We start from the raw sequence: 23,648 nt of genomic DNA on the forward strand, positions 1-23,648 counted from the left end.
GCATTCTTCCCTATAACCCCAGGGAGGTAATTGATATGAATCAATTGAGAAAATGAGCCCTGTGCCAGGCGCGTTATTTTTGATTTATTCAGGTAAAACAATTGAGTATGTGAATGCTATATTTAATACGCATTCACAAAACTAATGATTTAGGGGTATCCCAGAGCTGCCGATTTGCTCATTTTGCGTTTTCATCCACACTTATTTTTCATGGATTAATAACGCGCGTGCCTGAGACGACGTTACAGGCAGGCAAAAAAAGGGTCAGCATTGATGAAAAGGATCGCAATTATCGGCGCAGGGCCGACCGGCATTTATACGTTTTTTTCGCTACTTACCCATCGGACGCCGCTTTGCATCACGGTCTTCGAGCAGGCCGAAAAAGCCGGCGTCGGCATGCCCTACAGCGACGAAGAGAACTCTAAAATGATGCTGGCTAACATCGCCAGTATCGAAATCCCCCCCCTGGTTTCAACCTACATCGACTGGCTGCGTAGTCTGGACGATGCGCATCTGGCGCGCTACGGCGTGGAGCAATCAACCCTGCACGTCCGGCAGTTTCTGCCGCGCATTCTGCTGGGGGAGTATTTCCGCGATCAATTTGTGCAGCTGGTCGATCGGGCCAAAAAAGCGGGTTTTGAAATCGAGGTGCGCGAGTCCTGCCAGGTCACCGACGTGGAGGCAACCCCTGACGGGGTCAATATTTTGACTGAAGAGGAATCTGCGCCAAAGCTGTTCGATCTGGTCGTTATCGCCACCGGTCACGTCTGGCCTGATGAAGATAATGCCTCCCGCTCCTTTTTCCCCAGCCCTTGGTCCGGGCTGATGGAGGCAAAAATTCGCGCCTGCAACGTGGGCATTATGGGCACCTCGCTGAGTGGGCTGGACGCGGCGATGGCCGTCGCCGTTCAGCATGGCAAATTCATTGAAGCCGATAATGAACAGATCCAGTTCCGGCTGGACGAGGGCAGCGAAGCGCTGAAGATCGTGCTGATGTCCCGCTCGGGCATCCTGCCGGAAGCCGACTTTTACTGCCCCATCCCCTACGAGCCGCTCACCCTCGCCACGGAACCGGCAATAGACGCCGCAATTGAACAGGGCTCTGAGGGCTTACTCGACCGCATTTTTGATCTTATCGTTGCCGAGCTGCAGCACGCCGACCCGCAGTGGAGCGACGCGGTGGCGTTAGAGACCCTGACGGCCGACAGCATTCGCGACGCCTGGTTTGCCGACAGGGAAAAACATGGCCCGTTCCGCTGGGCGGTGTCTAACCTCGATGAAGTGGAACGCAACAAGCGCGACAAACGCACGGTGCCCTGGCGCTACACCATCCTGCGGCTACACGAGGCCGTTGAGAAGATTGTGCCCCACCTGACAAAACAGGACAAAGAGCGCTTTAAGGTCGGCCTGGCGCGTATTTTCATCGATAACTATGCGGCAATTCCGTCCCAGTCTATCTGCAGACTGCTGGCCCTGCGCGAGGCGGGCGTTATCAGCATTCTGACCCTGGGTGACGATTATGAAATGGCGTTAAAAGAGGATCGGACGGTGATCCATGCCCGGGATGAAGCCTGGTATTTCGATGTGTTTATCGATGCGCGCGGGCAGCAACCGCTCAAAACCAAGGATCTGCCGTTTCCGGTCCTGCGCCACCAGCTGGAATCCGCCGGGGAGGATATCCCCGACGTTGGGGACGATTACACCCTTCTGGCCCCCGACTACCTGCGCGGCAAAATCGCTTTCGGTGCCCTGCCGTACCTGATGCACGATCGTCCCTTTGTGCAGGGGCTGGTGGTGTGCGCCGAAATCGGCGAGGCGATGGCAAAAGCCGCGGTACAGCCCGCCTCGCGCGTGCGTCGTCGGCTGCCGTTTACGACAGAGTAAACGTAGTTTCGCAGGCGGCGGCCAGCGTCAGCAGAGCGGACTCCTCTCCGGCGGGAGAGAGAATTTCGAGCCCCACGGGAAAGCCGGCTCGCGTGACGCCGCAGGGGATCGTGATGGCGGCAAACCCGCTGATGGCTGCCAGCTCGGGTGCACAGCCGGGCGGCATTTTCTCCAGGCTGTCCGGGATCCGGCCCACCGTCGGATAAAGAAAACCGTCGAGCCGCCCCTGCTCAGCCATCAGACCAAGAGTCTGACGCAGGCGACGCCGCAGCTGCCGTCCGGCCAGCCACTGGGGCGTTCTTAACGTCTGGCTGACCAGCATCTGGTTCAGCAGGGGCATAAACTCCGGCAAAAACTGCCCGGAGGCGACAATCGTCTGGAGCCCGTCAGGCGCGCCAGGGTGCTGGCGTAACCAGGCGTCAAACGCCACACGAAACTCATACAGGCTCAGGCAGGTGGCTATCGCCACCTCGGGCAGGATCGGCAGATCAATGTCGACGAGTGTGGGCCCTTGCCGCCTCAGGGCTGCGAGGGCGTCATCCCAGACGGCCCGTTGTTCAGGAGCGTCCCCTTCCAGAGCGCGGATCACCCCCAACCGCACGCCTTTCAGCGACAGGGGTTCAAGGGTGGACGGCATCTGCCCGTGAATAATCGCATGCAGCAGGGCTGCGTCCTGCACGCTGTGCACCATCGGCCCCACCGTGTCTTTGCTCAGGGAAAGCGGCGCAATGCCCTGCATCTGTGCCCTGCGCACCCGCGGCCTTAAGCCCACCAGACCGGTATAGCTGCACGGAATACGGATCGAGCCGCCGGTATCGGTCCCCAGTGCCCCCTCCGCCATCCCGGCCGCCACCGCCGCCGCGCTACCCCCGCTGGAGCCGCCTGCGGTAATGACCGGGAATTGTGGGTGATGCACGTCCCCGCCCAGCGAGCTGCGGGAGCGGACGTCAAAGGCAAACTCGGACATATTTGCCCGGGCCAGAATAATCGCCCCGGCCTGCCGCAGCCGGCGCACCACAAGGGCATCCGCTGTCGCCCGCAGCTGAGCCAGCGCGGCGCAGCCTAACGTCAGGGGCAGCCCGGCGCAGGCGATGTTATCTTTTACGATCAGCGGCACGCCGTGCAAAGGCCCGGCAAGCTGGCCGCGACGGCGCAGTTGTTGATACTGCGCCGCCTCGGCAAGAGCATCCGGGTTGACCCCGAGAAGGGCATTCAGCTGCGGGTTCGCATCGATAGTAGTCAGCCGCCGGGTTATCTCCGCAACACAGTCCGTAGGGGGAATCAGCCGTTGTTTTTTCATCGCATCCCTTATCATGCCGGAGGCCAGGCCCGCGCCCGGCCTCCCCTCGCCTTTAGTCGCGCAGCCCGGAGGTGATGGCGTCCAGTGCCTCCGGATGCAGACGGATCTCCGCGGCACGGCGGTGCCCCTGCATACCTTCGGTACGGCTCTGGCGGATCGCCGGCTCCGCAATCGCGGCAATGCCCTGCTCGTCGATCCACTGATGGGTACAGATTTTCACGTAGGCTCCTACCCACAGCCCGCCGGTATAGCGCGCCGCCGCCATGGTCGGCAAGGTATGGTTGGTGCCGCAGCATTTATCCGAGAACACCACGCTGGCATTCTGGCCGATAAACAGCGATCCGTAATTGCGGATTTTCGCCGCCGTGCCGTGCGGATCCCGGGTATGCACCTGCAGATGCTCTGTCGCCATGTAGTCTGCGAAGGCGATCAATTGCTCTTCACCGTCGCAGACCACAATTTCCCCCTGGCGACGCCAGGCCTCGCCCGCGGTAACGGCGGTAGGCAGAGACTGCAGCTGGCGCTCGATTTCCGCCAGAGTTCCTTCGGCAATCGCCCGGCTGGTGGTTGCCAGCCCCACGCGGGTATGGACGTCATGTTCGGCCTGAGCCAGCAGGTCGGCGGCAATAATACGCGCATCGGCGCTGTCGTCGGCGATGGTGAAGATCTCGCTCGGCCCGGCCAGGGCATCGATCCCCACCTTGCCGAACACCTGACGCTTGGCCTCGTTGACAAAGGCGTTGCCCGGCCCGACGATTTTATCCACCGCCGGCACGCTTTCGGTCCCCCATGCCATGGCGGCGATAGCCTGCGCGCCGCCAATTTTAAAGATCCGATGCGCCCCTGCCAGGTGGCAGACCGCAATCATTGCCGGGTGCGCCCCGGGCGGCAGACAGGCAATAATCTGCTCACAGCCAGCCACCGTCGCGGGCACGATGGACATCACCGGCGCGGAAAGGATCGGGTAGCGGCCACCAGGCACATAGCAGCCCACCGTCTGGACGGGGATAATGCGGTGCCCCAGATGGACGCCGGGCAGGGTTTCTACCTCCAGCGGCTGCATGGTGGCGAGCTGGGCCTCGGCAAAGCGGCGCACCTGCTGGATAGCAAACTCGCTGTCCCGGCGGGTCTGGGGATCCATCTCCCTGAGGGCGGTGTCGATCTCTTCGGCGCTGACTTCAAACTGCGCCGGCACCACCTTATCAAACTGCTGCGAGAAGGCCTTCAGGGCGTCGTCGCCGTCAGCTTTCACCCGCTCAATAATGGCGCTGACCGTGTCGGTTAACGACCTGTCGGCCTGCGCATCCTGCCCCTGGGGACGTTTGATCCAGCTCACCTGGTCAACAATTGACTGTACAGACATTACGCTTCCTCCATTTGACCCAGTTTGATTTGCGCCAGCAGCGCCAGGTGATCGTAAATCACCCACTCGTCGACGATTTTGCCGTTAATAATGTGGTAGTGAGACATGCCCATCACGAACAGGCGTTCGCCGGTCGGTTTACCCAGCTCGCCGTAGCCCAGATGGTGGCCCTCAATGATCCAGCGAACCGCCACCTTGGTGCCGCCCTCCTCGCACGGATTGGAGCAGATATGCTGCGGCAGCCAGGCGCCGTCCGGGATCATGCCGATCAGGGCCAGGGTCTGGTGCGTCACCGACGCCGTGCCGTACAGCTCTTTCATCAGCGGGCCGTGCCACTGGACGTTCGGGGCGTAAACCTCCTTGATCTTGCCCAGCATCCGGCGGTTGTAGATTTCGTGCAGCCAGCGCAGGCACTGTTCTTCAGTATCGGTATGGGCAATGGAGACGTCGCAAACCATTTCCGGCGGATACTGCCCCAGCATGCGACCGTTTTCGCCGATGTCAGTGACGCGGAAGCCCTTGTCAAACTGCTCTTTCGCCATGTTAAAGGCGATCTCGTCGGTGTTGAGCCCCAACTGTTTCATCAGGGACATGTTGTCGCTCACCACCCACTCCCGGTAGATTTTGTTTTCGTGGATCATGCAGTCGGCCACGGTGCGAGTGACGAAGGTGCGGTTGGTCGGCTTGCCGAGGTGGCTGAACTGGGTGTGGCGACCGCTGCCGGTGACCAGGTGCGAGGTATAGAAGCCGTCCACATCGTTACCGTTCCAGATCACCTGGGTGGCCATGCCACGGCGTTCCGGGAAGGCCACCAGACGCTGGAGCGTATCCTGTACCACCTGCTCGCGGGTATAGAGGGTGCCCAGCGCGTTATATAAGACGCAGTTGTGGGTATAATGGGTGTAAATTAATCCCACGTCGCGTTCATCCCATATTTTATGGGTGCAGCGAACAATGTAATCGACAATATCGGTATAGCACTCATCGAATCCGCGTAATGATTGCGCCCGGGGGCGTTTCTCCGGCACTAAATCAATAAAGTCCCGGCGCTCAACCTGTAATACCGGTTCGTCACGGGTGAGTTTACTGTTTTTTTCGGGTACGGCTGGCGCTTTATTTGTTGCTTCGGTTGAAGACATATAAACTCCTGCATCTATTTTCAGACAATACGATCCCGCACCCGGAATGGATGGAGAAGAGAGCCGCAATAGTTATTGCGGCAGAAATAAAAATGTTTTCAGATAAAGATATTTCGTTTAATTAACGATTTGTGACCAGATAGCTAATTCATCAATCCCCAGATATTCGCGAATAATTAACCCGTCGCGTAATTCCAGCTGGCTGATACCGGTAATGGAGACCGGTTTACGGGTCGGCACGCCAAATTTACCGTAGCCGTCGTGCCAGGTCAGAAGCGACCAGCGCAGGGAGATGCGCACCGGCTCGTTGGGATCCCGACGCACGATCAGGTGGTGCAATTGCACTTCGCTGTCAGCGAAGGATGCCCGGTAGCCCGACAGCAGCGCGGCGATCTCCTGCTCGCCGGTGCCGATGCAGTGCCCCGGGGCATAGAGCGTGGCGGCAGGATGGTACAGACCCGGCACGGTGCCGCTGTTGCCCCCCGCCCACATGGTCAGATAACGCTCCACCACCCCGGCAATCGGTCCTTCGACGTCATCACCCTCAGGCCCGCCAGCCCAGCGGGCGTCGAGGGTTTCGGCGCTTTCCCGGGCGATCCCCAGCTGGTTCTGCATCACGTCGAGATTGCGCGCAAACTCCTGCACGTTGAGCCCCAGTTGGGCCACAATCGCCGCCCGATCCTGCAGGAGCCACTCCTGACGCACGGCCCCCTCGGCGCAAATCCTGTCCGCCCAGGTGCGTACCCAGACGGTTTTCCCGGTCGGCGGGCCGAAGAAGCCTTCTCCCTGATGGCGGATACAGGCGATGGTGCGCTGGGCGGCGTAATGCTCATCCCCGGGGTTCTGCGTCGTCAGAATATCTTCCGTTAGCACCGTACGCTGGGGGAAGCTGTGCATCGCCTCCAGAGTCAGGCGCATAAACTGCGAGAGATCGTTAAGCTGCTTCTCCGGGGTGATAAAGACCACCGGGGAGGCGTAAAAGTCAGCCAGCTGGCCAATGTCCTTCTGCTCCCAGACCACGTGGGTCAGGGTGCGAATAAACTGTTGAATGGAGTCGAACTGGGGACTGAATCCCGGCAATCTGCTCATTTGTCCTCCTGGGTCTGGAACACGTAATTACCCTCTGCGTCGAGGGTGCCCGTATGCGGGCGGCGCGCAGAGTGACGAACCACCAGCCTGCCCGGGACGATCACCTGCTCGGGTTCGATAGTGCCGCTGTCGATCTGCTTCATCAGTAGCTCCACTGTGGCGGCGACCATTGCCTCCACCGGCTGCGAGGCGGAGGTTAGCGCGTACGATGCCCAGCCGGACGGGCCGATATCGTCATAGCCAATGATGGAGACGTCCTCCGGGATCCTCAGGCCAAACTCGTAGCGCGCTACGTCCATGACGATGACGGCCATATGGTCGTTGGCGACGAAAATGGCGTCCGGCGCGGGCGAAGCAGAAAAGAGTGCGTAAGCCGCGCGGGCGGTCTGCTGCGCATCATAGTTGCCGTTGACCACCCGGACGTCGTCCATCCCCTGCTCCTGCAGCGCGCCCAGATACCCGCGCTGGCGGGCAATATTGACGGACGAGTCCGCCACGCCGCCCATGTAAGCAAAACGCTGGTGACCTGCCGCCAGGAAAAACTCGGCAATCTGGCGGGCTGCCGCCTCGTTATTGCTGTTGACGCTGGAGGCCATCCCGCTCTCTTCGCTGCGGTTAAACAGCACCACCGGGATCCCGGCAGCCAGGCACTCCTCGGAGAGATCCAGCGACAGCGTGACCGAGGCCAGCACAATGCCGTCTACGCGGTACTGCATGATCTGGTCGAAAATCCGGTCCACGTTCCCCTCGCGATCGCCGACAAACAGCAGCAGGTGATAGTTGAGGGTGTCCAGCTTTTGCGCCAGCGCCTCCAGCACTTGGGGGTAAAACTGATTATCAAAATAGGAGAGCACCACCCCAATGATGCGCGAACGGGCGGTGTTGAGCGAACGCGCAATGGCGTTCGGCCGATAGCCCAGCTCCCGTGCCGCCTTGAGCACTTTTTCACGGGTGGCCGGCGAGATGCTGGCCCCCGGCGTGAAGGTGCGGGACACCGCCGACTGTGATACCCCCGCCAGCTGAGCCACCTGCTGAGAGGTCACCGCTGTAAAAGTCTTACGTTTCATTACGTGTGTTCCTTATCCCTTTCGCTTCCCCATTCTGGCACAGATTCAAGACGTTATGCTCAAAACCCGCCATAAACCCCGCAAATCTGCGCCTCAGGAAGCGGGTGCTTTTTAGTCTTACACCATCTTTGCATGCGTATGCAACAGCCAGAATTATTTTTTTCACAATGGTGACAAACAGCCTTTACAAATTTGAAACCTTTTCGTAACTTCAATTTTTGAATACGTATGCAGAGCAGTTTTCACACCGTCAATGGTACCGGGCAAATTGGGCTGTTACCCAATGGAGTCAGCCGGTAAAAGTTGTACTTGACTGGTTTTAACCCATTACGTTTTAAGAGGTTCACAACCATGTTTCGAGCACTGTTACGCCGACCGGAAGCCCGGCTGTTTTTTATCATCAGCGTGTTGTTTTTTATCTGTATTCACAGCATTGATGCGTTTCTGGCCCCGATGATGATCAATCAGGGGATGGAGCCGCAGGTGATGGGGATTATCATGGGGGCCAGCGGCCTGGCGACCCTGCTGATCCGCTTCCCGCTGGGGATTGTCTCCGACGTGGTGAAGAGTCGGAAAATCTTTATCCAGTTTGCGCTGGTGCTGCCAATCATCGCCTGGCCGCTGGCCTGGCTTGAGCCGAACGCCATCACTCTGTATCTGGCGAAAGCGGCAGACGGCGTCACCGCTGCCACCTGGGTTCTCTACAACATCCTGTTTATTCGCTATTTTGACCAGAAAGAAGCACCTGCCGCCGTGGCGCTGCTGGCGCTGGCCGGGCCGGTGGGGGTGTTCCTGGGTAACTGCATCGGGGGAGTGTTAATTCACTATTTCGACAACAACATCGCCTTCTTCGTCTCCTGCGTCTCGGCGCTGGTGGCCCTGTTCCTCACCACCCGCATCCGCGACGTCCACGATCCGGTAAAAGCCCCGACGCTGAAAGCCTGTGTCGCCGGTGCCCGTCTGCAGCTGGCCGATCGCTCGGTGTGGCTGATCGGTATTCTGGCGACCCTTGTCATCCTGGTGCCCTTTGCCACCCGCGACACGCTGACGCCGATCTACGCTGAACAATTGGGCGGCCGTGCGGGGATCTTAACCCTGCTGAGCAACATCCATCTGATCTTCTATGCCCTGGCGATTGCCCTGTGCAGCAGCGTGTTTTACCAGCGTCTGGGTCTGATGAAGACGGCGGTACTGGGCATTCTGCTGCAGGTGAGCTCGACCTTTGGTATCCCCTTCACCAGCAATCTGTATCTGATTTATCTCCTGCAGGCGCTGGCCGGGTTCTCCTTCGGGATGGCGTTCGCGGCCTTTATGTCCCTGAGCGTGGTTAACACCACCTCCGATGAACAGTCGACGCGAATGGGGCTGTTCCAGACCATCTATTCCTGCGGCATGTTTGCCGGGCCGGTGATCATGGGCGTGATGATGCAGCACATCAACCTGTCGTCCGGTTATCTGTTTATTGCTGCCCTGTCGATCGTGGCGGCGATTGCCACCCCGCTCTCGGTGCGCTGGGTCTATTCCCGTAAAACACCGGCGACGGTTGAATTAGCGCTTAATAGGTCCCTCGCGCCCGCACGCGACCAGTAATTTTATTGCCGATTTAATAATCCCGGCCCGCCGGGAGGGTACCCCTCATCATAAATAGAGAAGGAAGAGAGTGTGGCTTATCAACTTAAAAGCAGTAAACCGGTTCAGGAGCGTCAGGATGCGCAGCGACAAATAAGGGAAACGGTGGAGCTTATTCTTGCGGATATTGAAAAGCGCGGGAATAAAGCCATTCGCGAATTATCCATTAAATTCGATCGCTATGACCGCCAGGATTATCGCCTGACCGATGCAGAAATTAATGCCTGTCTCAAAAAATTAACCCGTCAGGATATTCACGATATTGAGTTCGCGCAGGAGCAGGTCTTTAATTTTGCCCGCGCGCAAAAAGCGTGCCTGCTTGATCTGGAAATAGAGACCCGCCCCGGGGTGATCCTCGGGCATAAAAATATTCCCATTAACGCGGTGGGTTGTTATGTCCCGGGCGGGAAATATCCGTTGCTGGCCTCGGCGCATATGTCGATTATTACCGCCAACGTGGCGGGCTGCTCACGCATCGTCAGCTGCGCCCCGCCGTTCGGCGGCGAACCTGCCCCGGCCATCGTGGCGGCGCAGAAAATGGCCGGGGCCACCGAGATCTACGCCCTCGGCGGCATTCAGGCGATTGGCGCGATGGCGCTGGGCACCGATTCACTGGCCCCGGTGGATATGCTGGTCGGCCCCGGCAACGCCTTTGTGGCGGAGGCCAAGCGCCAGCTGTTTGGCCGGGTCGGGATTGACCTCTTCGCTGGCCCCACCGAAACCCTGGTGATTGCCGACGACACCGTCGACGCCGAGATCTGCGCCACCGACCTGCTGGGACAGGCCGAGCACGGGGTTACCACTCCGGCGATCTTGCTGACCAACTCAATGGCGCTTGCCAAAGAGACGCTGCGGGAGATCGACCGCCTGCTGGAAAAACTGCCTACCGCAGACATTGCCCGCCAGGCCTGGCACGACTACGGGGAGATCATCGTCTGCAACAGCTACGATGAAATGCTCTCCGAAGCGGATCGCATTGCCTCGGAACACGTGCAGGTGATGACCGACCGCGACGACTGGTTCCTCGCTAATCTGACCAACTTTGGCGCCCTGTTCCTCGGCCCGCGCACCAACGTCGCCTACGGCGACAAAGTCATCGGCACCAACCATACCCTGCCGACCCAGAAGGCGGCGCGTTACACCGGCGGCCTGTGGGTCGGCAAGTTTATGAAAACCTGCACCTGGCAGAAGGTCCTCAGCGATGAAGCTACGGCGGAGATCGGCAGCTACTGCTCGCGCCTGTCGCTGCTGGAGGGCTTTGCCGGACACGCCGAGCAGGCCAACGTTCGTGTGCGCCGCTACGGCCAGGTGGAGGTGCCTTACGCCACCCCGGCTCCGGTGAGAAAGAAGGTGTAACCCATGACCTTTCCTGAGATGCCCTCCTTTGGCCTGCACGGCAAGCGCGCGCTGGTGACGGGCGGCTCCAGAGGGCTGGGGTTTGCCTGCGCCGTCGCCCTGGCCTCCGCCGGGGCACAGGTGTGGATCGCCGCCCGGGACCGCCAGGGGCTGGACGACGCCGTAACGCTGGCTTCTCAGCACGAGTTGGTGCTGCACCCGGTGGCGCTGGATATCACCGACGTGGCGCAGGTCGAGTCGGTGCTCGTCGGCCTGCCCGCATTTGACGTTCTGGTGAACAGCGCCGGGCTGGCGCGCCACGAAGCATTTCTGGCCGTCAGTGAAGAGAATTTCGATGCAGTGATGGCGATTAACCTGCGGGCCACCTTCTTTATCAGCCAGCGGGTGGCGGCGCGGATGCGCGAGGAGCGGATCGCCGGATCCATTATCCATCTCTCTTCGCAGATGGGGCACGTCGGCGGCCCCCGCCGCAGCGTCTACTGCGCGTCGAAATTTGCCCTGGAAGGGTTAACCAAAGCCATGGCCCTGGAGCTGGGCGAGGACAGGATCCGGGTCAACACGCTGTGCCCGACTTTTATTGAGACCGCGCTCTCTGCCCCGTCGCTGGCCGAACCCGAGTTTCGCCGCTACGTGCTGGACAACATCAAGCTGCGTCGGCTGGGCAACGTCGAAGACATCATGGGGCCGGTAGTGTTCCTGGCCTCCGATGCCGCCGGGATGATCACCGGCAGCGCGCTGATGGTCGACGGCGGCTGGACCGCAACCTGAGGAGTGAGACTGTGGATAATCACGCCCTGCCGCTGGTCCTGCTTGGCGGCACGCTCTGTAACGCCCGGCTCTGGCAGCCGGTGCTGGCCCGGCTCAACCTGTCTGCCGTGATCTGCCCCAGGCTGACGGCAGACGTCTCGGCGGAGCAGGCTTCGCAGCGGCTGCTGGACCATCTGCCGCCGCGCTTCCTGCTGGCCGGGTTTTCACTGGGAGCGATAGTGGCGCTGCAGATGGTCGCCGACGCCCCCAGGCGCATTGCCGGGCTGGCGCTGCTGTCGGTGAACCCGCTTGCCGTTCCGCCGGAAAATGCCCCGGTGCGGCGCGAGGCGGTGAGCGCCGCCCGGCAGCAGGGGCTCACCCACTGGCTGTCATCCAGCCTGTGGCCGAAGTATGTGGCACCGTCGCGTCTGGATGACCAGGCCTTACAGGAGTTTATCTGCCGGATGGCAGAGGAGAGTGGCCTCGATGCTTTAGTCACTCAGACCGAGATCGCTATTAGCCGGCAGGACAATCGCGGGGCGCTGGCCTCGCTCGCCTGCCCCATCATCATTATCAACGGCGTGCACGACCCTATCTGCACGCCCTATCACCACCAGCTGGTTGCCCAGAGCGCCCCGCAGGCGAGGTGTATCACCCTCGCCGCTGCCGGGCACTTCACTTTGCTTGAAGCGCCCGATGAGGTCGCCCCCCCGCTACGCCAGTGGATTAAGGAGTGTTCAGATGCGCAAGAATAAACTCAGGGCGATGCAAGAAAACGCCGCCATTATCAACGGCTGGCTGGCGATCCCCTCCAGCTACAGCGCCGAGATCCTCGGCCATCAGGGCTATGACGCGGTGACCGTCGATCTCCAGCACGGGATGATAGACTTTGCCAGCGCCCTCGCCATGCTGCAGGCGCTCTCCGCCACCCCGGCGGTGCCGCTGGTACGGGTGGCCGATAACGATCCGGCGCAGATCATGCGCATGCTGGATGCGGGCGCCTACGGCATTATCTGTCCGATGATCTCCACCCCGGAGGAGGCCCGGCGCTTCGTCGCCGCCTGCCGCTATCCGCCGCTGGGCAATCGCTCTTTTGGTCCGGCCCGCGGTTTGCTGTACGGCGGGGCCGATTACCCTCAGCATGCCAATGACGAAATTCTGACCCTGGCGATGATCGAAACCCGCGAAGGGCTGGCCAATCTCGATGCGATCCTGGCCACCGAGGGGCTGGACGGGGTCTTTATCGGCCCAAACGATCTGTCGCTCACGCTAACCGGCAGCGCCAGCGCCGAATCCCGTCATCCGGAGATGCTGGCTGCCGTTGAGTTAGTGGTCAGCCGCTGTCGTCAGCAGCAGAAAATCGCCGGGATCTTTTGTACCTCCGGCGAGGCCGCCGCCCGCCGCATCAGCGAAGGCTTCCGGTTTGTCACCCCCGCCAACGATGTCATGCAGCTTGGCCGCGCCTCCCGTGAAGCCGTCGCCCAGGCGCGCGGCAACGCGATCCCTACTACCGGCGCATCAGGCTATTAACAGGAGAGAAGATGAAAGCACGTCACATTACCCCGGAACAGGCCAGAAGACGTCTGGTTGCTCCCGAAGATATGGTCTCCTGCAATCTGGCGTTTATTGATTGCAAACTTCCCGGCTCGCACCTGAAGCAGAACTACTCCTTTATCGGCCCGGGCGTAACCCAGTCCTCGGCCCAGGTGGTGAACATCCCGGAGCCGCACGGCTTTAACATCGGCGCGGCGGCGATGCCGAAAGGGGTGACCAATAACCTGCACCTGCACTTCACCGCCGAAGTGTTTTTAATTCATGAGGGGACCTGGCGATTCCGCTGGGGAGCCAACGGCGAAAACGAAGCCGAGTTCAGCGCCCCGGCCATTCTGTCGATTCCGACCTGGATCTTCCGCGGCTTTACCAACGTCAGTAAAGAAGAGACCTGCGGCATGGTCTACACGGTGCTGGGCGGCAACCACACCGGGGGGATCATCTGGCATCCGTCGATTCTGGATGCCGCCAGTGAGTACGGCCTGTATCTGAGCAAAGAGAATATGCTCATCGACGTTAACGCGGGCGATACCCTGCCGGAACTGGCGGGGCTGTTGACCCCGCTTGCGCCGGAAGAGATTGCCGCCCTGCGCCACTACTCCGTGGAGGAGATGCGTCAGCGGGCGGTGACCGGAGAGGATCGTCGCTGGTCTGCGGCGGGGTTACTCGATTCGGTGCTGCCGGGCCACGGGGGAGAGATCGCGCCGGTGATTGGCTTCGGTATCAGCCAGGATAAACACGCGGCTCCCGCCATCGTTAATCCGCACGGCTTCTCGGTCGAGTGGCTGCGCCTGGAGTCAGATCACGTGGTCGGCCGCCACCTGTGCCCGGATGTGCAGGTGATCATGGTCTTTAAGGGGACGCTGGAGGTGACCTGGAATGTGAAGGGCGAAGAGGTGAGCATCATCGCGCCTGAACGCTCGGTGATTTCGGTGCCGGAGAACAGCTGGCGGTCTTACCGTGCGCTCGACGGCGACATGGAGTGCATTCTCACCACCCAGGGCGATCAGCGTAAGCGCGTCTACTGGGATGAGGCGATCCTGGAGCAGGCCAGAGCGGCAAACCGCTGCCTCGATCCGGACGGCTATGTGACGGCGGTGGATCTACTGCCTGAAACGGCGAAGCGGGCGGGACGCAGACTGGAAGCGCTGCCTTAAGAGGATTCAGGGCGGGAGAGCCCGCCCTGAATATCGACATTTACTCGAAGTAAACGCCAGGGTTTTCGGACAGAGAGACGAAGGTTTTTGAATCTTTATCGAGAGCGAGAATTGCCCCGCTTTCGATATCGTAAACCCAGCCGTGCAGACGGATCGCGTTGTTACGCAGGCCGACCGCCACAGAAGGGTGAGTTTTGATGTTGCTCAACTGGGCGAAGACGTTTTCCTGCACCATGGCGTTAACTTTGTCGGTCGGGTTGTCCCAGGTCTTATTCTCCACCACCGCTTTGGCGGCATCGGAGTAACGCAGCCAGTGTGATACCGCAGGCATGGGCTCGAGATTGGCGTTGTCGGCAATTGCCTTCATCGCGCCGCAGTTCGAGTGGCCGCAGATCACGATGTCGGTGATACCCAGCGCCACTACCGCGTATTCGATGGTGGCGGAGACGCCGCCCGGCTCCGGGCCGAAAGGCGGCACGATGTTGCCAGCATTACGAATGACAAAGAGCTGTCCCGGATCCTGTTGGGTGACTAATTCCGGCACCAGGCGGCTGTCAGAACAGGAGATAAACAGCGCTTTGGGATTCTGGCTGGAGGCCAGACTGCGGAAGAGGTCTTTACGTTGCGGAAAAACTTCTTTTTGAAAGCTGAGAAAACCTTCAATGATATGTTGCATAGCAATGTCTCATTTTATTGTGATTGTACAGGCATGATCGAGATCACGGTTTTTCGAGTTTACCCACCGGGCCCGAGTTCAGACAAGCAATATATTTCTGGACCGACCGCATAACAATCTCCCGCGCGCTGGCGGAAATGTTCTGCCCTTCAAAGGCGCCGTAGAGCCGTTCGAAACGCACATCGTCCAGACGGGCGGCGATTTCACTCACCTCGCTGGCCGGCAGCGGCAGCATATTCGGATAGCTCCACATAAAGGAAACCGCGTCTTTTCCGGGGGTCACCTGCAGGATATCCCCGGCCAGCAGCACGCCCCCGTCGAGATTCCAGTGCAGCACCGTGCCGCCGGCAAAATGACCGCCCAGCCTCAGCAGCGTGACGTCAGGGGCGAGCTCAAGGGAATCCCCCTCCCAGAAGCGCAGGGCGGGACTGCTGCGCATCACCCACTGCCGGTCGCTGGCATGCAGATACACAGGGGCATTAAAGGCCGCGGCCCAGTCCTGCATGGTGCTGTAGTAGTGCGGGTGGGAGATGGCAATAGCGTCGATCCCGCCCAGCGCCGTCACCAGCGCGTGGGTGGCGGGGTCAAGGTTGGCGATGCAGTCCCACAGCACGTTACCCTGCGGGGTGCGCAGCAGGATCGCCCGCTGGCTGATGGCAAACGCGGGAACGGTTTTGATGCTAAAAAGGCTGGCTTCGAGCTGTTGCCACTTGTTGGTGTGGGTGGCGGTCAGGGTGCTGAAATTGATCCATTCCTGCCCCGTCGCGGGCACGTACTGGCGTTCATCTTCGCATATGGCGCACTGTTGCGGTTCGCTGGTCACGTCGTACGACGTGCCGCAGGTTTTACAGAGGACGATCATGACATCTCCTTAGCCGGATAATTCATGAGTATGGCAAGGATTAACCTTATGTGCGCTGGGGTGCCTCAGCCCACTGTTTTGCTCTATAATACGACCTGGAACAAAAACCGAACAAAGCAGGTAAATGATGGAAATTGATCTCAACAATCTGGTGTTTGACGGGCTGGATGAAGCGGAAGAACGTAACGCAGAACGCCTTGAAGATGCGGATAAAAAAGCCCAGGCGATTGTAGCGGACGATGACTGCGGCGACGCCTGCAAGATCTGATGTAAAAAGCCGGGTGGCGCTACGCTTACCCGGCCTACAACACCATCCCGTACGCCGGGCAATAATTACGATTTATTCATACTGTCAATTGCTTGCTGGGCGCAGGCTTCATCCAGATGCCCACCCGGTGCGCCGCCAATCCCGATGGCCCCGATCACTTCATCCCCTTCCTTAACCGGCAATCCACCCGCCAGCAGCAGCAGGCCCGGAATATCACGCAGGTTCTGCGCTCCGGCGTTGCTTTGCGCGGACTCCATCACTTTGCCCGAGGCATTTTTGGTGCTGAGCGCGGTAAAGGCTTTCATCTCGCTGGCTTTCAGGGTGTGCGGACCGCCGTTGTCCGTGCGCTGTACCGCTTTAACGACCCCGGCACGATCCACCACCGTGACGCTGACCTGATAATTTTTCGCAGTGCAGGCCTGAATGGCCGCGCTGGCCAGGGCGTTCGCCTGGGGCAGGGAGAGATTTTTTTGCGCCACGGACTGGGCGTGCGCCGATACGCTGACCATCCCTGCTACACAAACTGCTGCCATCATTAACTTTTTCATCGCACATCCTCGGGTAAGTGGAAACAGATGCAGCGTACCCAAGCGGACGAGAGAATGTTATTCGGTCGATTACGCAGTTATCCTGGTAGTTCTACGGATTGCAATTTGTCGTATTCCCGGATGGCCTGCACCAGGCTGGAGACGCCCAGCTTGAGAAATACCGCCGCACGGTGCGCTTCCACCGTTCGCGGCGAGAGGTTTAGCCGGGCGGCGACCTCTTTATTACTGCTCCCCTCCATCAGGGCCAGCAGCACTTCGTGTTCCCGGGCGGTGAGCTGCTCAAACAGCGCCCTGACCCGTCGGGCCTCCTGCCAGCGCACTATCCGTTGCTGGCTCTCCGCCAGCGCGGCGGTAATGGATTCGATCAGCTTGTCGGCATCCAGCGGCTTGGTGAAAAATTCAAATACACCGTTATGAAACGCCCGTCGACAGGCATCAATGGTGCCGTGGCCGGTCATCAGGATCACCGGCAGCAGCGGCCAGGGCCATGCTCCCTCCTCCAGCCAGGCCAGCCCGCCTTTGCCCGGCATGCGCATATCCAGCAGCAGGCAACCGGTCAGGGCTTGTTCTTCACCGTGGGCGGCCGTAAAGGCGGCAATACTCTCATAGGGTTCAACGCGCCAGTGCATCCCGGAGAGCAGAAAAACCAGCGACTCCCTGACAGACGCATCATCGTCAATTAACCAAATGACGTTATCCATTTTCCTGACTCCCCTGATAAGCAAACTGCAACCGGACCCTGGCGCCCCCTCCCGGGGCATTATCCAGGGCCAGGTTGCCATTCATTCTGGTGACTAACGACTCCGTTAAGGTCATGCCCAGGCCGATGCCGCCCTGCCGCCCGCTGTAAAAGGGCATAAAGGCGTTATGTAAGGCATCCGGGGTAAAACCCGGCCCGCCGTCGGTGATCTCTATCCGGATAAACTCGCCGCTGCGCTGGCTGCGGATATGCACCCACCCCGCCGCACGCTCCTGCTGCGCCTGGATGGCGTTGCTGAGGATGTTGTGCAGCACCTGCTCCAGCCAGAGCCGGTCGGCGCAGAGGGTACGGGCGTCGGCGGCAAAATCATGGGTCAGGCGGATAGGTCTGGCGGTGCGCTCGTGCTCCAGCAGGTTGCCGACCTGATGCCAGCAGCTGGCCAGATCCACCTCACCCAGATCCACCCTCTCCTGGGTAACATGTTCGCGAAAGCGGGTCAGGAGCTCACCGATCCGCTGGGTCTGCACCAGCGCCGCCCCGAGGGCCTGAGACACCGCCTCGGGATTATCCTGCCGCAGCTGGCGCTGCGCGCCCTGGATCCAGGTCTGGGCCGCGGTCAGGGGCTGGTTGATCTCATGCACGATACCCGCAGTGATCTCCCCCAAAGTATTGAGCCTGGCGTGCTGATAATACCTGGCGCGCTGGTCGGCGTTTTGCCGCTGCTTACGCTGCCAGAGGATCACCCCGCCCGCCGCAATCACCCCGGCCCATCCCAGCCAGAGCAGCAAAAACGGCACCAGAGCAACGTTCAGCCACGCCGGTCGGGCATCGGCCTGCAGGATAAAGGGTTGGGTGTGCTGAGAGAACTGCCGCTGCCAGTGCCAGAAGGTGTCCGCCGGGGGTGGCGATGCGTCACCGCGGAGATCCAGGCTGAGATGGGAAAAAATTGGCCTGACGCCGATCACCGATTGGGTGTCGATCAGCACCCGGATTTGCCGCCAGGGGTTGTAGAGCCAGTATTGCGCGTCGCCCACGGGTTCTACCCGCGCGGCGTCGAGGGCGCGGCCCTGAGTCTTTTGCAGATCGAGGATTTGCGGGAATTTTTTACGCAGCGCCGCTAAATCTTCATTGCCATTTAACAGCGGCAGCACCGACTCATTCTGCGTGAGGACCGCCCCTGCCTCAGCAAAGGCCGCGGCAAACGCCCGGTCCAGATCCCAGAACTGACGGCGGATCTGTTCGGCATACAGCAGCACGCTGCTCAGCAGGCAGAGCAGGAGCCAGATCAGAAGCCCACGTTGTAAAAATTTTTGGCTGTTCATTCATTTAACTGGCGCTGGAAAAGGACGCCAGAGACCTTAGCAGGAAGCTAAGCCGGGGACAAAACTTGCGGTGATTTTTGGATGTTAACGTCCAGAATGGCGGGGCGTGCGCGGAAGAACGCACACCTCGTTCCAGTAGGTTTCCCGCACATGGCGGTGTTCAGCGTTGCGTTTGCTCATGGAACCACTCCGGGTCAATGTTGGCGATATCCACGCCATACAGGCTGGCAACCGGCAATATGGATTCAATAATACGCTGCGCGCTGTTCTCTTCCGATTTTGCGGCAAAAAACCGCCGTAACGTACTCATCAGTTTGCCCATTGCCCTGTTCCTCATTTTTTCAGCCTGAGTGCAGTAAACCAGCAATCTGGCGCGGCGAGAAATGCCGATTCCGGCAGAGGATTTGCGCCAATCGCAAAAGCCTCTTTCTTTTCACCTCTGTGTAACCGGCTGTTCACTAATCATTTTTTTCACATAGCAAAGACGATATTGGCATTTGGCGGCCGGGGGCGGTTATGGGAGCGTAACAGGACAAAACAAAAACAGACTCAGAGGATATTCTTATGGCAATACACACAAAACTCGCGCTGGCACTTGGTTTGCTGACCGCAGGCGGTCTTCTTGCAACTCAGGCGCAGGCAGACCAGCTGGCCGATATCAAGGCGGCAGGGGTAATAAAAGTCGCCACCTTCGATGCCAACCCGCCGTTTGGCTCGGTGGATGCCAAAAGCCACGAGATCGTCGGTTACGACGTGGATTTTGCCAAAGCATTAGCCAAAACCCTCGGGGTGAAGCTGGAGCTGGTCGCCACTAACCCGGCTAACCGCATCCCGCTGCTGCAGTCGGGCAAAGCGGATCTGATTGTGGCGGATATCACCATCACCCCGGAGCGCGCGCAGGTGATCGATTTTTCCACCCCCTACTTCGTGACCGGGCAGCAGTTCCTCGTTCCGGCGAAAGGGGCTGATAAACTGGATGCCTACAGCAAAGCACGTATCGGGGCGGTAAAGGGCACCACCGGGGAGCAGGCGCTGCATCAGCGTTTCCCGCAATCCCGCGTGCTCTCCTATGACGATATTCCGCTGGCGCTGACGGCGTTGCGCAACGGCAACGTACAGGCCATCACCCAGGACAGCACCATTCAGGCCGGTCTGCTGGCGCATGCACCGGACAAAGCCGAGTTTAAAATTCTCCCTGACCTGCTGAGTAAGGAGGAGATTGGCGTCGGGGTGAAGAAAGGCGAAACCGCGCTGCTGAAAGTGGTGAACGACGAGCTGGTGAAGCTGGAGAGCAGCGGCGACGCGGCGAAGATCTACGATGCCTGGTTCGGGCCACAGACCCCCTCCCCGCAGCCTCGCGCCTTTAAAATAGAAGCCCAGTAAGATGCGGTCAGGTCTATTCTCACGCTCCGCGGCATCTGCCGCGGATTTTTCACATCTGGAGCAGGCCAGCGTCACCTTCTCTGAGGTGGCGAAACGCTACGGCGATCGCCCGGTGCTGAAAGGCATCAACCTCAGCGTCACGCCGGGTGAAGTCGTCGCCATTCTCGGCCCGTCGGGCTCCGGTAAATCGACGCTGATCCGCCTCATTAATCAGCTGGAAACCCTGACCTCCGGCGACATTCTGATCGACGGGAAATCGACCCGTCAGCTCTCCCGCCAGGCGTTGCGCCAGCTGCGCAGCCGGGTCGGGTTTGTATTTCAACAGTTCAACCTTTACAGCCATCTGACGGCGCGACAGAACATCGCCCTGGCGCTGAAGCATGTTCACGGCTGGCGGTCCGCCGAGGCCGAAACCCGCGCCGAGGCGCTGCTGGCGCAGGTGGGCATGGCGGAGAAAGCCGACCACTATCCGGAGGCGTTATCCGGCGGGCAGCAGCAGCGGGTGGCGATCGCCCGCGCTCTGGCCTCCTCGCCGCAGATCATCCTGTTTGATGAGCCCACCTCGGCCCTCGACCCGGAGATGATTGGCGAAGTGCTGATGGTAATGAAGGCCCTCGCCCACAGCGGGATCACCATGATTGTCGTCACCCATGAGATGCAGTTTGCCCGGGAGATTGCCGACCGGGTGGTGTTCATCGATGGCGGCCACATTCTGGAGGAGGCTCCACCGGAGCAGTTCTTTCAGCATCCGTCTCATCCGCGCACCCGGCGTTTTCTGCAGAAGGTACTTAACCCGCTGCATCCGGGAGCGGTGTGATGCCGGCCCTCGACTGGCAGGGGGTGCTGACCGGCCAGCCCCTGCAGTGGATCCTCTCCGGTTTTCTCACCACGCTGTGGGTGACCCTGGCGGGGATAGTGGTCGCCAGCCTTATCACCCTCGCCTGCCTCGGGCTGCGTCTCGCCGGGGGCCGTATGGGGGCGAAGATCGTTGCCGTATGGGTCTCGCTGTTTCGCAATACGCCCCTGCTGGTGCAGCTTCTGTTCTGGTATTTCTCCGCCTGGAACGGGCTGCCGCAGGGTTTTCGCACCTTTGTGATGGACGATCATCCCTGGTCGGTGCTGCCGGGCCAGATCTGGTGGTTCACGCCCGAGTTTCTTTGCTCCGCCTGGGGGCTGGGGGTCTTTACCTCGGCCTTTTTGACCGAGGAGATTTCCGCCGGGCTGCGCGCCGTCTCTGCCGGACAGCGGGAAGCCGCCCTGGCGCAGGGCTTCTCCGCCTGGCCGATGCTGCGCTATATCCTGCTGCCGCAGGGGCTGGCGAACGCCTGGCAGCCGGTGGTGGGTCAGTATCTCAACCTGATGAAACTCTCGTCGTTGGCAAGCGGGATTGGCTTTGCAGAACTCACCTACCAGGTGCGGCAGATAGAGAGCTATAACGCCCACGCGCTGGAGGCGTTCAGCGTCGGCACGGTGCTGTATCTGCTCACCGGCGTGGCGATGGGCGTGCTGCTGACGAAACTCGGCCCCTCAACCGAACGGCAGCGAAAAACTGCCCTCATCCCCCGGAGTGAAGAGAAATGCTAGCCGGACTCACTGTGATCACCGATAACCTGGATTATCTGCTCTGGGGGCGGGCTGCGGCCGGGCAGCCCGGCGGCGTGTTGTTGACGCTGCTGATGGCCTTCGGCGCCGCGGCGCTGGCGTTACCGGCCGGGATTGCGCTGGCGGGGCTGGCGTGGCGTTTTCCGGGGGCAATACGCAACACCCTGTACCTGTGGGCCGAGATTATCCGCGGGATCCCGCTGATATTTGTCATTTTCTGGCTGTGGTATTTGCTGCCGCTCATTACAGGCGGCGATCTGCCGGGTGCGCTCACCGTGACCCTGGCGCTGGCATGGTTTACCACCGCCGCGGTGATGCACTCGGTGCTGGCCGGGCTGCGGGCGCTGCCTGTCGGGCAGTATGAAGCGGCACAGGCGCAGGGATTTGGCGTGCTGCAAACCCTGGGATGGGTGCTGCTCCCGCAGACGTTGCGCAACACCTTACCTTCGCTGCTGGGGATTTTTATCAGCCTGCTGAAAGACACCTCGCTGGCCTTTATCGTCAACGTGCCGGAGCTGACCACCGTCGCAGGCCAGGTGAACAACCGGGTGCAGATCTACCCGGCGGCTATTTTTGTCTTTACTGGGGTGGTCTATTACCTGCTGTGCTGTGGGATTGAACAGCTGGCTAAACGCTGGCAGTTTAGCCAGCCAGCGCTTTAACCACGGTTTCCATTGCCTGGGTCGTTAATTCACTGCGTTGCACTCGCTGGTTCGCCAGCGAGGTGCGCAGCACCCCGGCGATGACAATATGCTTTGGCTCCTGCCCGAGATCGCGCATCTCAAGAACGACTTTGCCTACCACTCGACACATCTCCTGATACAGCGCTTCGTCTTTGGTTACATTGCCCATATCCTTCACTCCATTGCCTGAAAACGCCAGCTTAAAGCATTCATTAGCCTTATACAAAAAAGAAGCCCGGCGAGAGACTCACCGGGCTTTTTAAAAGCAGAATCAGGGGATTAGCAAATGCCCCGTAAACCCTCGCCCAGTCGGGCGGGAATGCTGGCTCAAAAAATATGACTCGCTGGCGCTCCAGCAGGCGGTGATCAATCTGGACAAGGCTTTTGCCAACTTCTTTAACAAGGAACTCAAAGCCAGCTTCCCCGTTTTCAAAAGCAAGCACGGCAGGCAATCCAGCTACCATCCCAACGGGAAGGTATTAACTGACGCTATCCAGTTGCCGAAAATCCCCGCTATCCGGGCGAACATTCACCGTGAGATTGTCGGCAAGGTTTCCAGCATCACGATCACCCGCAACGCAGCGGGCAAATACTTTGCCTCAATACTTGCAGACGATGGACAGGAAGCGGCAGCGAAGCCGACCTGTATCACCACCGTAGCAGGCTATGATTTGGGGCTATCGCACTACCTGATCGGCAATGATGGCGACAAAGTGGCGAATCCTCGCCACCTGGTCATCGCATACCGCCGCTTACGCCGTGACAGCAAGGCGCTATTCCGTAAGAAGCCGGGCAGCGCAAACCGCCGTAAGGCTCGCTTACGCCTTGCAGCACAACACGAACGGGTAGCCAATGCCCGGGCTGATTTCCAGCACAAACTTTCCAGGCGAATTATCGACGAAAATCAAGCGGTGATTGTGGAAACGCTGAAATCGGCAAACATGATGAAAAACCGTCGCCTTGCCCGTCATATCGGGGATGCGGCATGGTCTGGACTTGTGGCAAAACTCGCCTACAAAGCGGAGTCGGCAGGGGTTCACCTGGTCAAACTGGATCAGTGGTTCGCCAGCTCGAAAACGTGCCATTGTTGCGGCCACAAAATGCCGGAAATGCCGCTCAGGGTGTGGGCATGGAAATGCCCCGGCTGTAGTGCCGATCATGACCGCGATATCAATGCGGCGATCAACATACAGCACAAGGGCATAACAGAATTAATGGCGGCGGGTCACGTCGTCAAAGCCCATCGAGGCTTGCGTAAGTCTGGCTCCATGCCAGTCGCAGCCTGAGAAGTGGGAAGCCTCGCCGTTTACGGCGAGGAGCAG

Annotated in this window: 24 protein-coding genes and 1 pseudogene; 13 read left to right on the plus strand and 12 right to left on the minus strand. The window is 59.9% G+C overall.

What is annotated here, in order from left to right; genetic code table 11:
* Positions 1-273: 273 nt before the first annotated feature.
* Entirely contained in the window at positions 274-1,884 is a 1,611-nt protein-coding gene (locus LRS40_RS20445) for an FAD-NAD(P)-binding protein (protein WP_231312512.1), read from the plus strand.
* On the opposite strand, the gene LRS40_RS20450 is transcribed toward LRS40_RS20445, so the two are convergent.
* The 5 genes from LRS40_RS20450 to LRS40_RS20470 all read right to left on the minus strand — a co-directional run bounded on the left by LRS40_RS20450 (position 1,871) and on the right by LRS40_RS20470 (position 7,842).
* Positions 1,871-3,184 (minus strand): amidase family protein, encoded by a 1,314-nt coding sequence (locus LRS40_RS20450; RefSeq protein ID WP_231312513.1) that lies wholly within the window; start codon positions 3,182-3,184, stop codon positions 1,871-1,873. The two genes, LRS40_RS20445 and LRS40_RS20450, sit on opposite strands and share 14 nt — an antisense overlap.
* A 52-nt stretch (positions 3,185-3,236) precedes the next feature.
* The gene (gene hisD / locus LRS40_RS20455) at positions 3,237-4,547 is read right to left on the minus strand and encodes a histidinol dehydrogenase (RefSeq protein WP_231312514.1); all 1,311 of its coding nucleotides are present in this window, start codon (positions 4,545-4,547) and stop codon (positions 3,237-3,239) included.
* On the minus strand, positions 4,547-5,686 hold the full coding sequence (locus tag LRS40_RS20460; RefSeq protein WP_231312515.1) for an ester cyclase: 1,140 nt from the start codon (positions 5,684-5,686) through the stop codon (positions 4,547-4,549). Before LRS40_RS20460 ends, hisD (LRS40_RS20455) begins: the two co-directional genes overlap by 1 nt.
* Before the next feature lie 117 nt (positions 5,687-5,803).
* Positions 5,804-6,775, minus strand: a complete 972-nt coding sequence (locus LRS40_RS20465; protein WP_231312516.1) for a nuclear transport factor 2 family protein — start codon at positions 6,773-6,775, stop codon at positions 5,804-5,806.
* Positions 6,772-7,842 carry a LacI family DNA-binding transcriptional regulator gene (locus LRS40_RS20470; protein WP_231312517.1) on the minus strand — a complete coding sequence of 357 codons (1,071 nt, stop codon included), beginning with the start codon at positions 7,840-7,842 and terminating at the stop codon, positions 6,772-6,774. The genes LRS40_RS20465 and LRS40_RS20470 overlap by 4 nt, the downstream gene beginning before the upstream one ends.
* A gap of 351 nt (positions 7,843-8,193) precedes the next feature.
* On the opposite strand from LRS40_RS20470, the gene LRS40_RS20475 reads away from it, so the two are divergent.
* From LRS40_RS20475 to LRS40_RS20500, 6 genes are all read left to right on the plus strand, one after another.
* Positions 8,194-9,432: an MFS transporter gene (locus LRS40_RS20475; protein ID WP_231312518.1), complete on the plus strand. Its 1,239-nt coding sequence runs from the start codon at positions 8,194-8,196 to the stop codon at positions 9,430-9,432.
* 72 nt (positions 9,433-9,504) lie between these two features.
* A complete protein-coding gene (gene hisD / locus LRS40_RS20480; protein WP_231312519.1) occupies positions 9,505-10,827 on the plus strand; it encodes a histidinol dehydrogenase in 1,323 nt (440 codons plus the stop codon).
* 3 nt (positions 10,828-10,830) lie between these two features.
* A complete protein-coding gene (locus LRS40_RS20485; protein WP_231312520.1) occupies positions 10,831-11,595 on the plus strand; it encodes an SDR family NAD(P)-dependent oxidoreductase in 765 nt (254 codons plus the stop codon).
* An 11-nt stretch (positions 11,596-11,606) separates the two neighbouring features.
* Positions 11,607-12,329, plus strand: coding sequence for an alpha/beta fold hydrolase (locus LRS40_RS20490; RefSeq protein WP_231312521.1), 723 nt, complete (start codon positions 11,607-11,609; stop codon positions 12,327-12,329).
* Positions 12,316-13,104, plus strand: coding sequence for an HpcH/HpaI aldolase/citrate lyase family protein (locus tag LRS40_RS20495; RefSeq protein ID WP_231312522.1), 789 nt, complete (start codon positions 12,316-12,318; stop codon positions 13,102-13,104). Before LRS40_RS20490 ends, LRS40_RS20495 begins: the two co-directional genes overlap by 14 nt.
* A gap of 11 nt (positions 13,105-13,115) precedes the next feature.
* Positions 13,116-14,282, plus strand: a complete 1,167-nt coding sequence (locus LRS40_RS20500) for a cupin (RefSeq protein ID WP_231312523.1) — start codon at positions 13,116-13,118, stop codon at positions 14,280-14,282.
* Positions 14,283-14,322: 40 nt separating this feature from the next.
* Here the strand turns inward: LRS40_RS20500 and LRS40_RS20505 are convergent, their stop codons facing one another.
* On the minus strand, positions 14,323-14,958 hold the full coding sequence (locus LRS40_RS20505; protein ID WP_231312524.1) for a carbonic anhydrase: 636 nt from the start codon (positions 14,956-14,958) through the stop codon (positions 14,323-14,325).
* Positions 14,959-15,001: 43 nt separating this feature from the next.
* A complete protein-coding gene (locus LRS40_RS20510) occupies positions 15,002-15,820 on the minus strand; it encodes an MBL fold metallo-hydrolase (RefSeq protein ID WP_231312525.1) in 819 nt (272 codons plus the stop codon).
* A 127-nt stretch (positions 15,821-15,947) separates the two neighbouring features.
* On the opposite strand from LRS40_RS20510, the gene LRS40_RS20515 reads away from it, so the two are divergent.
* Positions 15,948-16,088: a hypothetical protein gene (locus tag LRS40_RS20515; protein WP_032617828.1), complete on the plus strand. Its 141-nt coding sequence runs from the start codon at positions 15,948-15,950 to the stop codon at positions 16,086-16,088.
* 65 nt (positions 16,089-16,153) lie between these two features.
* Here LRS40_RS20515 and LRS40_RS20520 read toward each other — a convergent pair whose 3' ends face one another.
* From LRS40_RS20520 to LRS40_RS20535, 4 genes are all read right to left on the minus strand, one after another.
* On the minus strand, positions 16,154-16,636 hold the full coding sequence (locus LRS40_RS20520) for a heme-binding protein (RefSeq protein WP_231312526.1): 483 nt from the start codon (positions 16,634-16,636) through the stop codon (positions 16,154-16,156).
* Positions 16,637-16,713: 77 nt separating this feature from the next.
* Positions 16,714-17,337: a response regulator transcription factor gene (locus LRS40_RS20525; RefSeq protein WP_156263625.1), complete on the minus strand. Its 624-nt coding sequence runs from the start codon at positions 17,335-17,337 to the stop codon at positions 16,714-16,716.
* A complete protein-coding gene (locus LRS40_RS20530; protein ID WP_231312527.1) occupies positions 17,330-18,658 on the minus strand; it encodes a sensor histidine kinase in 1,329 nt (442 codons plus the stop codon). The genes LRS40_RS20525 and LRS40_RS20530 overlap by 8 nt, the downstream gene beginning before the upstream one ends.
* A gap of 160 nt (positions 18,659-18,818) precedes the next feature.
* Positions 18,819-18,980, minus strand: coding sequence for a hypothetical protein (locus tag LRS40_RS20535; protein WP_181247256.1), 162 nt, complete (start codon positions 18,978-18,980; stop codon positions 18,819-18,821).
* A gap of 242 nt (positions 18,981-19,222) precedes the next feature.
* Between LRS40_RS20535 and LRS40_RS20540 the strand changes: the two genes are divergently transcribed.
* The 4 genes from LRS40_RS20540 to LRS40_RS20555 are packed head-to-tail and all read left to right on the plus strand — an operon-like array spanning position 19,223 to position 22,305.
* Positions 19,223-20,041 carry an ABC transporter substrate-binding protein gene (locus LRS40_RS20540; protein ID WP_231312528.1) on the plus strand — a complete coding sequence of 273 codons (819 nt, stop codon included), beginning with the start codon at positions 19,223-19,225 and terminating at the stop codon, positions 20,039-20,041.
* A 1-nt stretch (position 20,042) separates the two neighbouring features.
* Positions 20,043-20,858, plus strand: a complete 816-nt coding sequence (locus tag LRS40_RS20545) for an amino acid ABC transporter ATP-binding protein (protein ID WP_231312529.1) — start codon at positions 20,043-20,045, stop codon at positions 20,856-20,858.
* Entirely contained in the window at positions 20,858-21,625 is a 768-nt protein-coding gene (locus tag LRS40_RS20550) for an amino acid ABC transporter permease (protein ID WP_231312530.1), read from the plus strand. The genes LRS40_RS20545 and LRS40_RS20550 overlap by 1 nt, the downstream gene beginning before the upstream one ends.
* Positions 21,619-22,305, plus strand: a complete 687-nt coding sequence (locus LRS40_RS20555) for an ABC transporter permease subunit (protein ID WP_231312532.1) — start codon at positions 21,619-21,621, stop codon at positions 22,303-22,305. Before LRS40_RS20550 ends, LRS40_RS20555 begins: the two co-directional genes overlap by 7 nt.
* Here the strand turns inward: LRS40_RS20555 and fumD are convergent.
* A complete protein-coding gene (gene fumD / locus LRS40_RS20560) occupies positions 22,286-22,495 on the minus strand; it encodes a fumarate hydratase FumD (protein WP_130588972.1) in 210 nt (69 codons plus the stop codon). The genes LRS40_RS20555 and fumD overlap by 20 nt on opposite strands.
* Before the next feature lie 154 nt (positions 22,496-22,649).
* On the opposite strand from fumD, the pseudogene LRS40_RS20565 reads away from it, so the two are divergent.
* Positions 22,650-23,612, plus strand: a pseudogene (locus LRS40_RS20565) (RNA-guided endonuclease TnpB family protein); the annotation flags it as partial.
* Between the last annotated feature and the right edge of the window lie 36 nt (positions 23,613-23,648).

This window comes from Leclercia sp. G3L (genome assembly GCF_021117075.1).
Taxonomy (GTDB): domain Bacteria; phylum Pseudomonadota; class Gammaproteobacteria; order Enterobacterales; family Enterobacteriaceae; genus Enterobacter; species Enterobacter adecarboxylatus_C.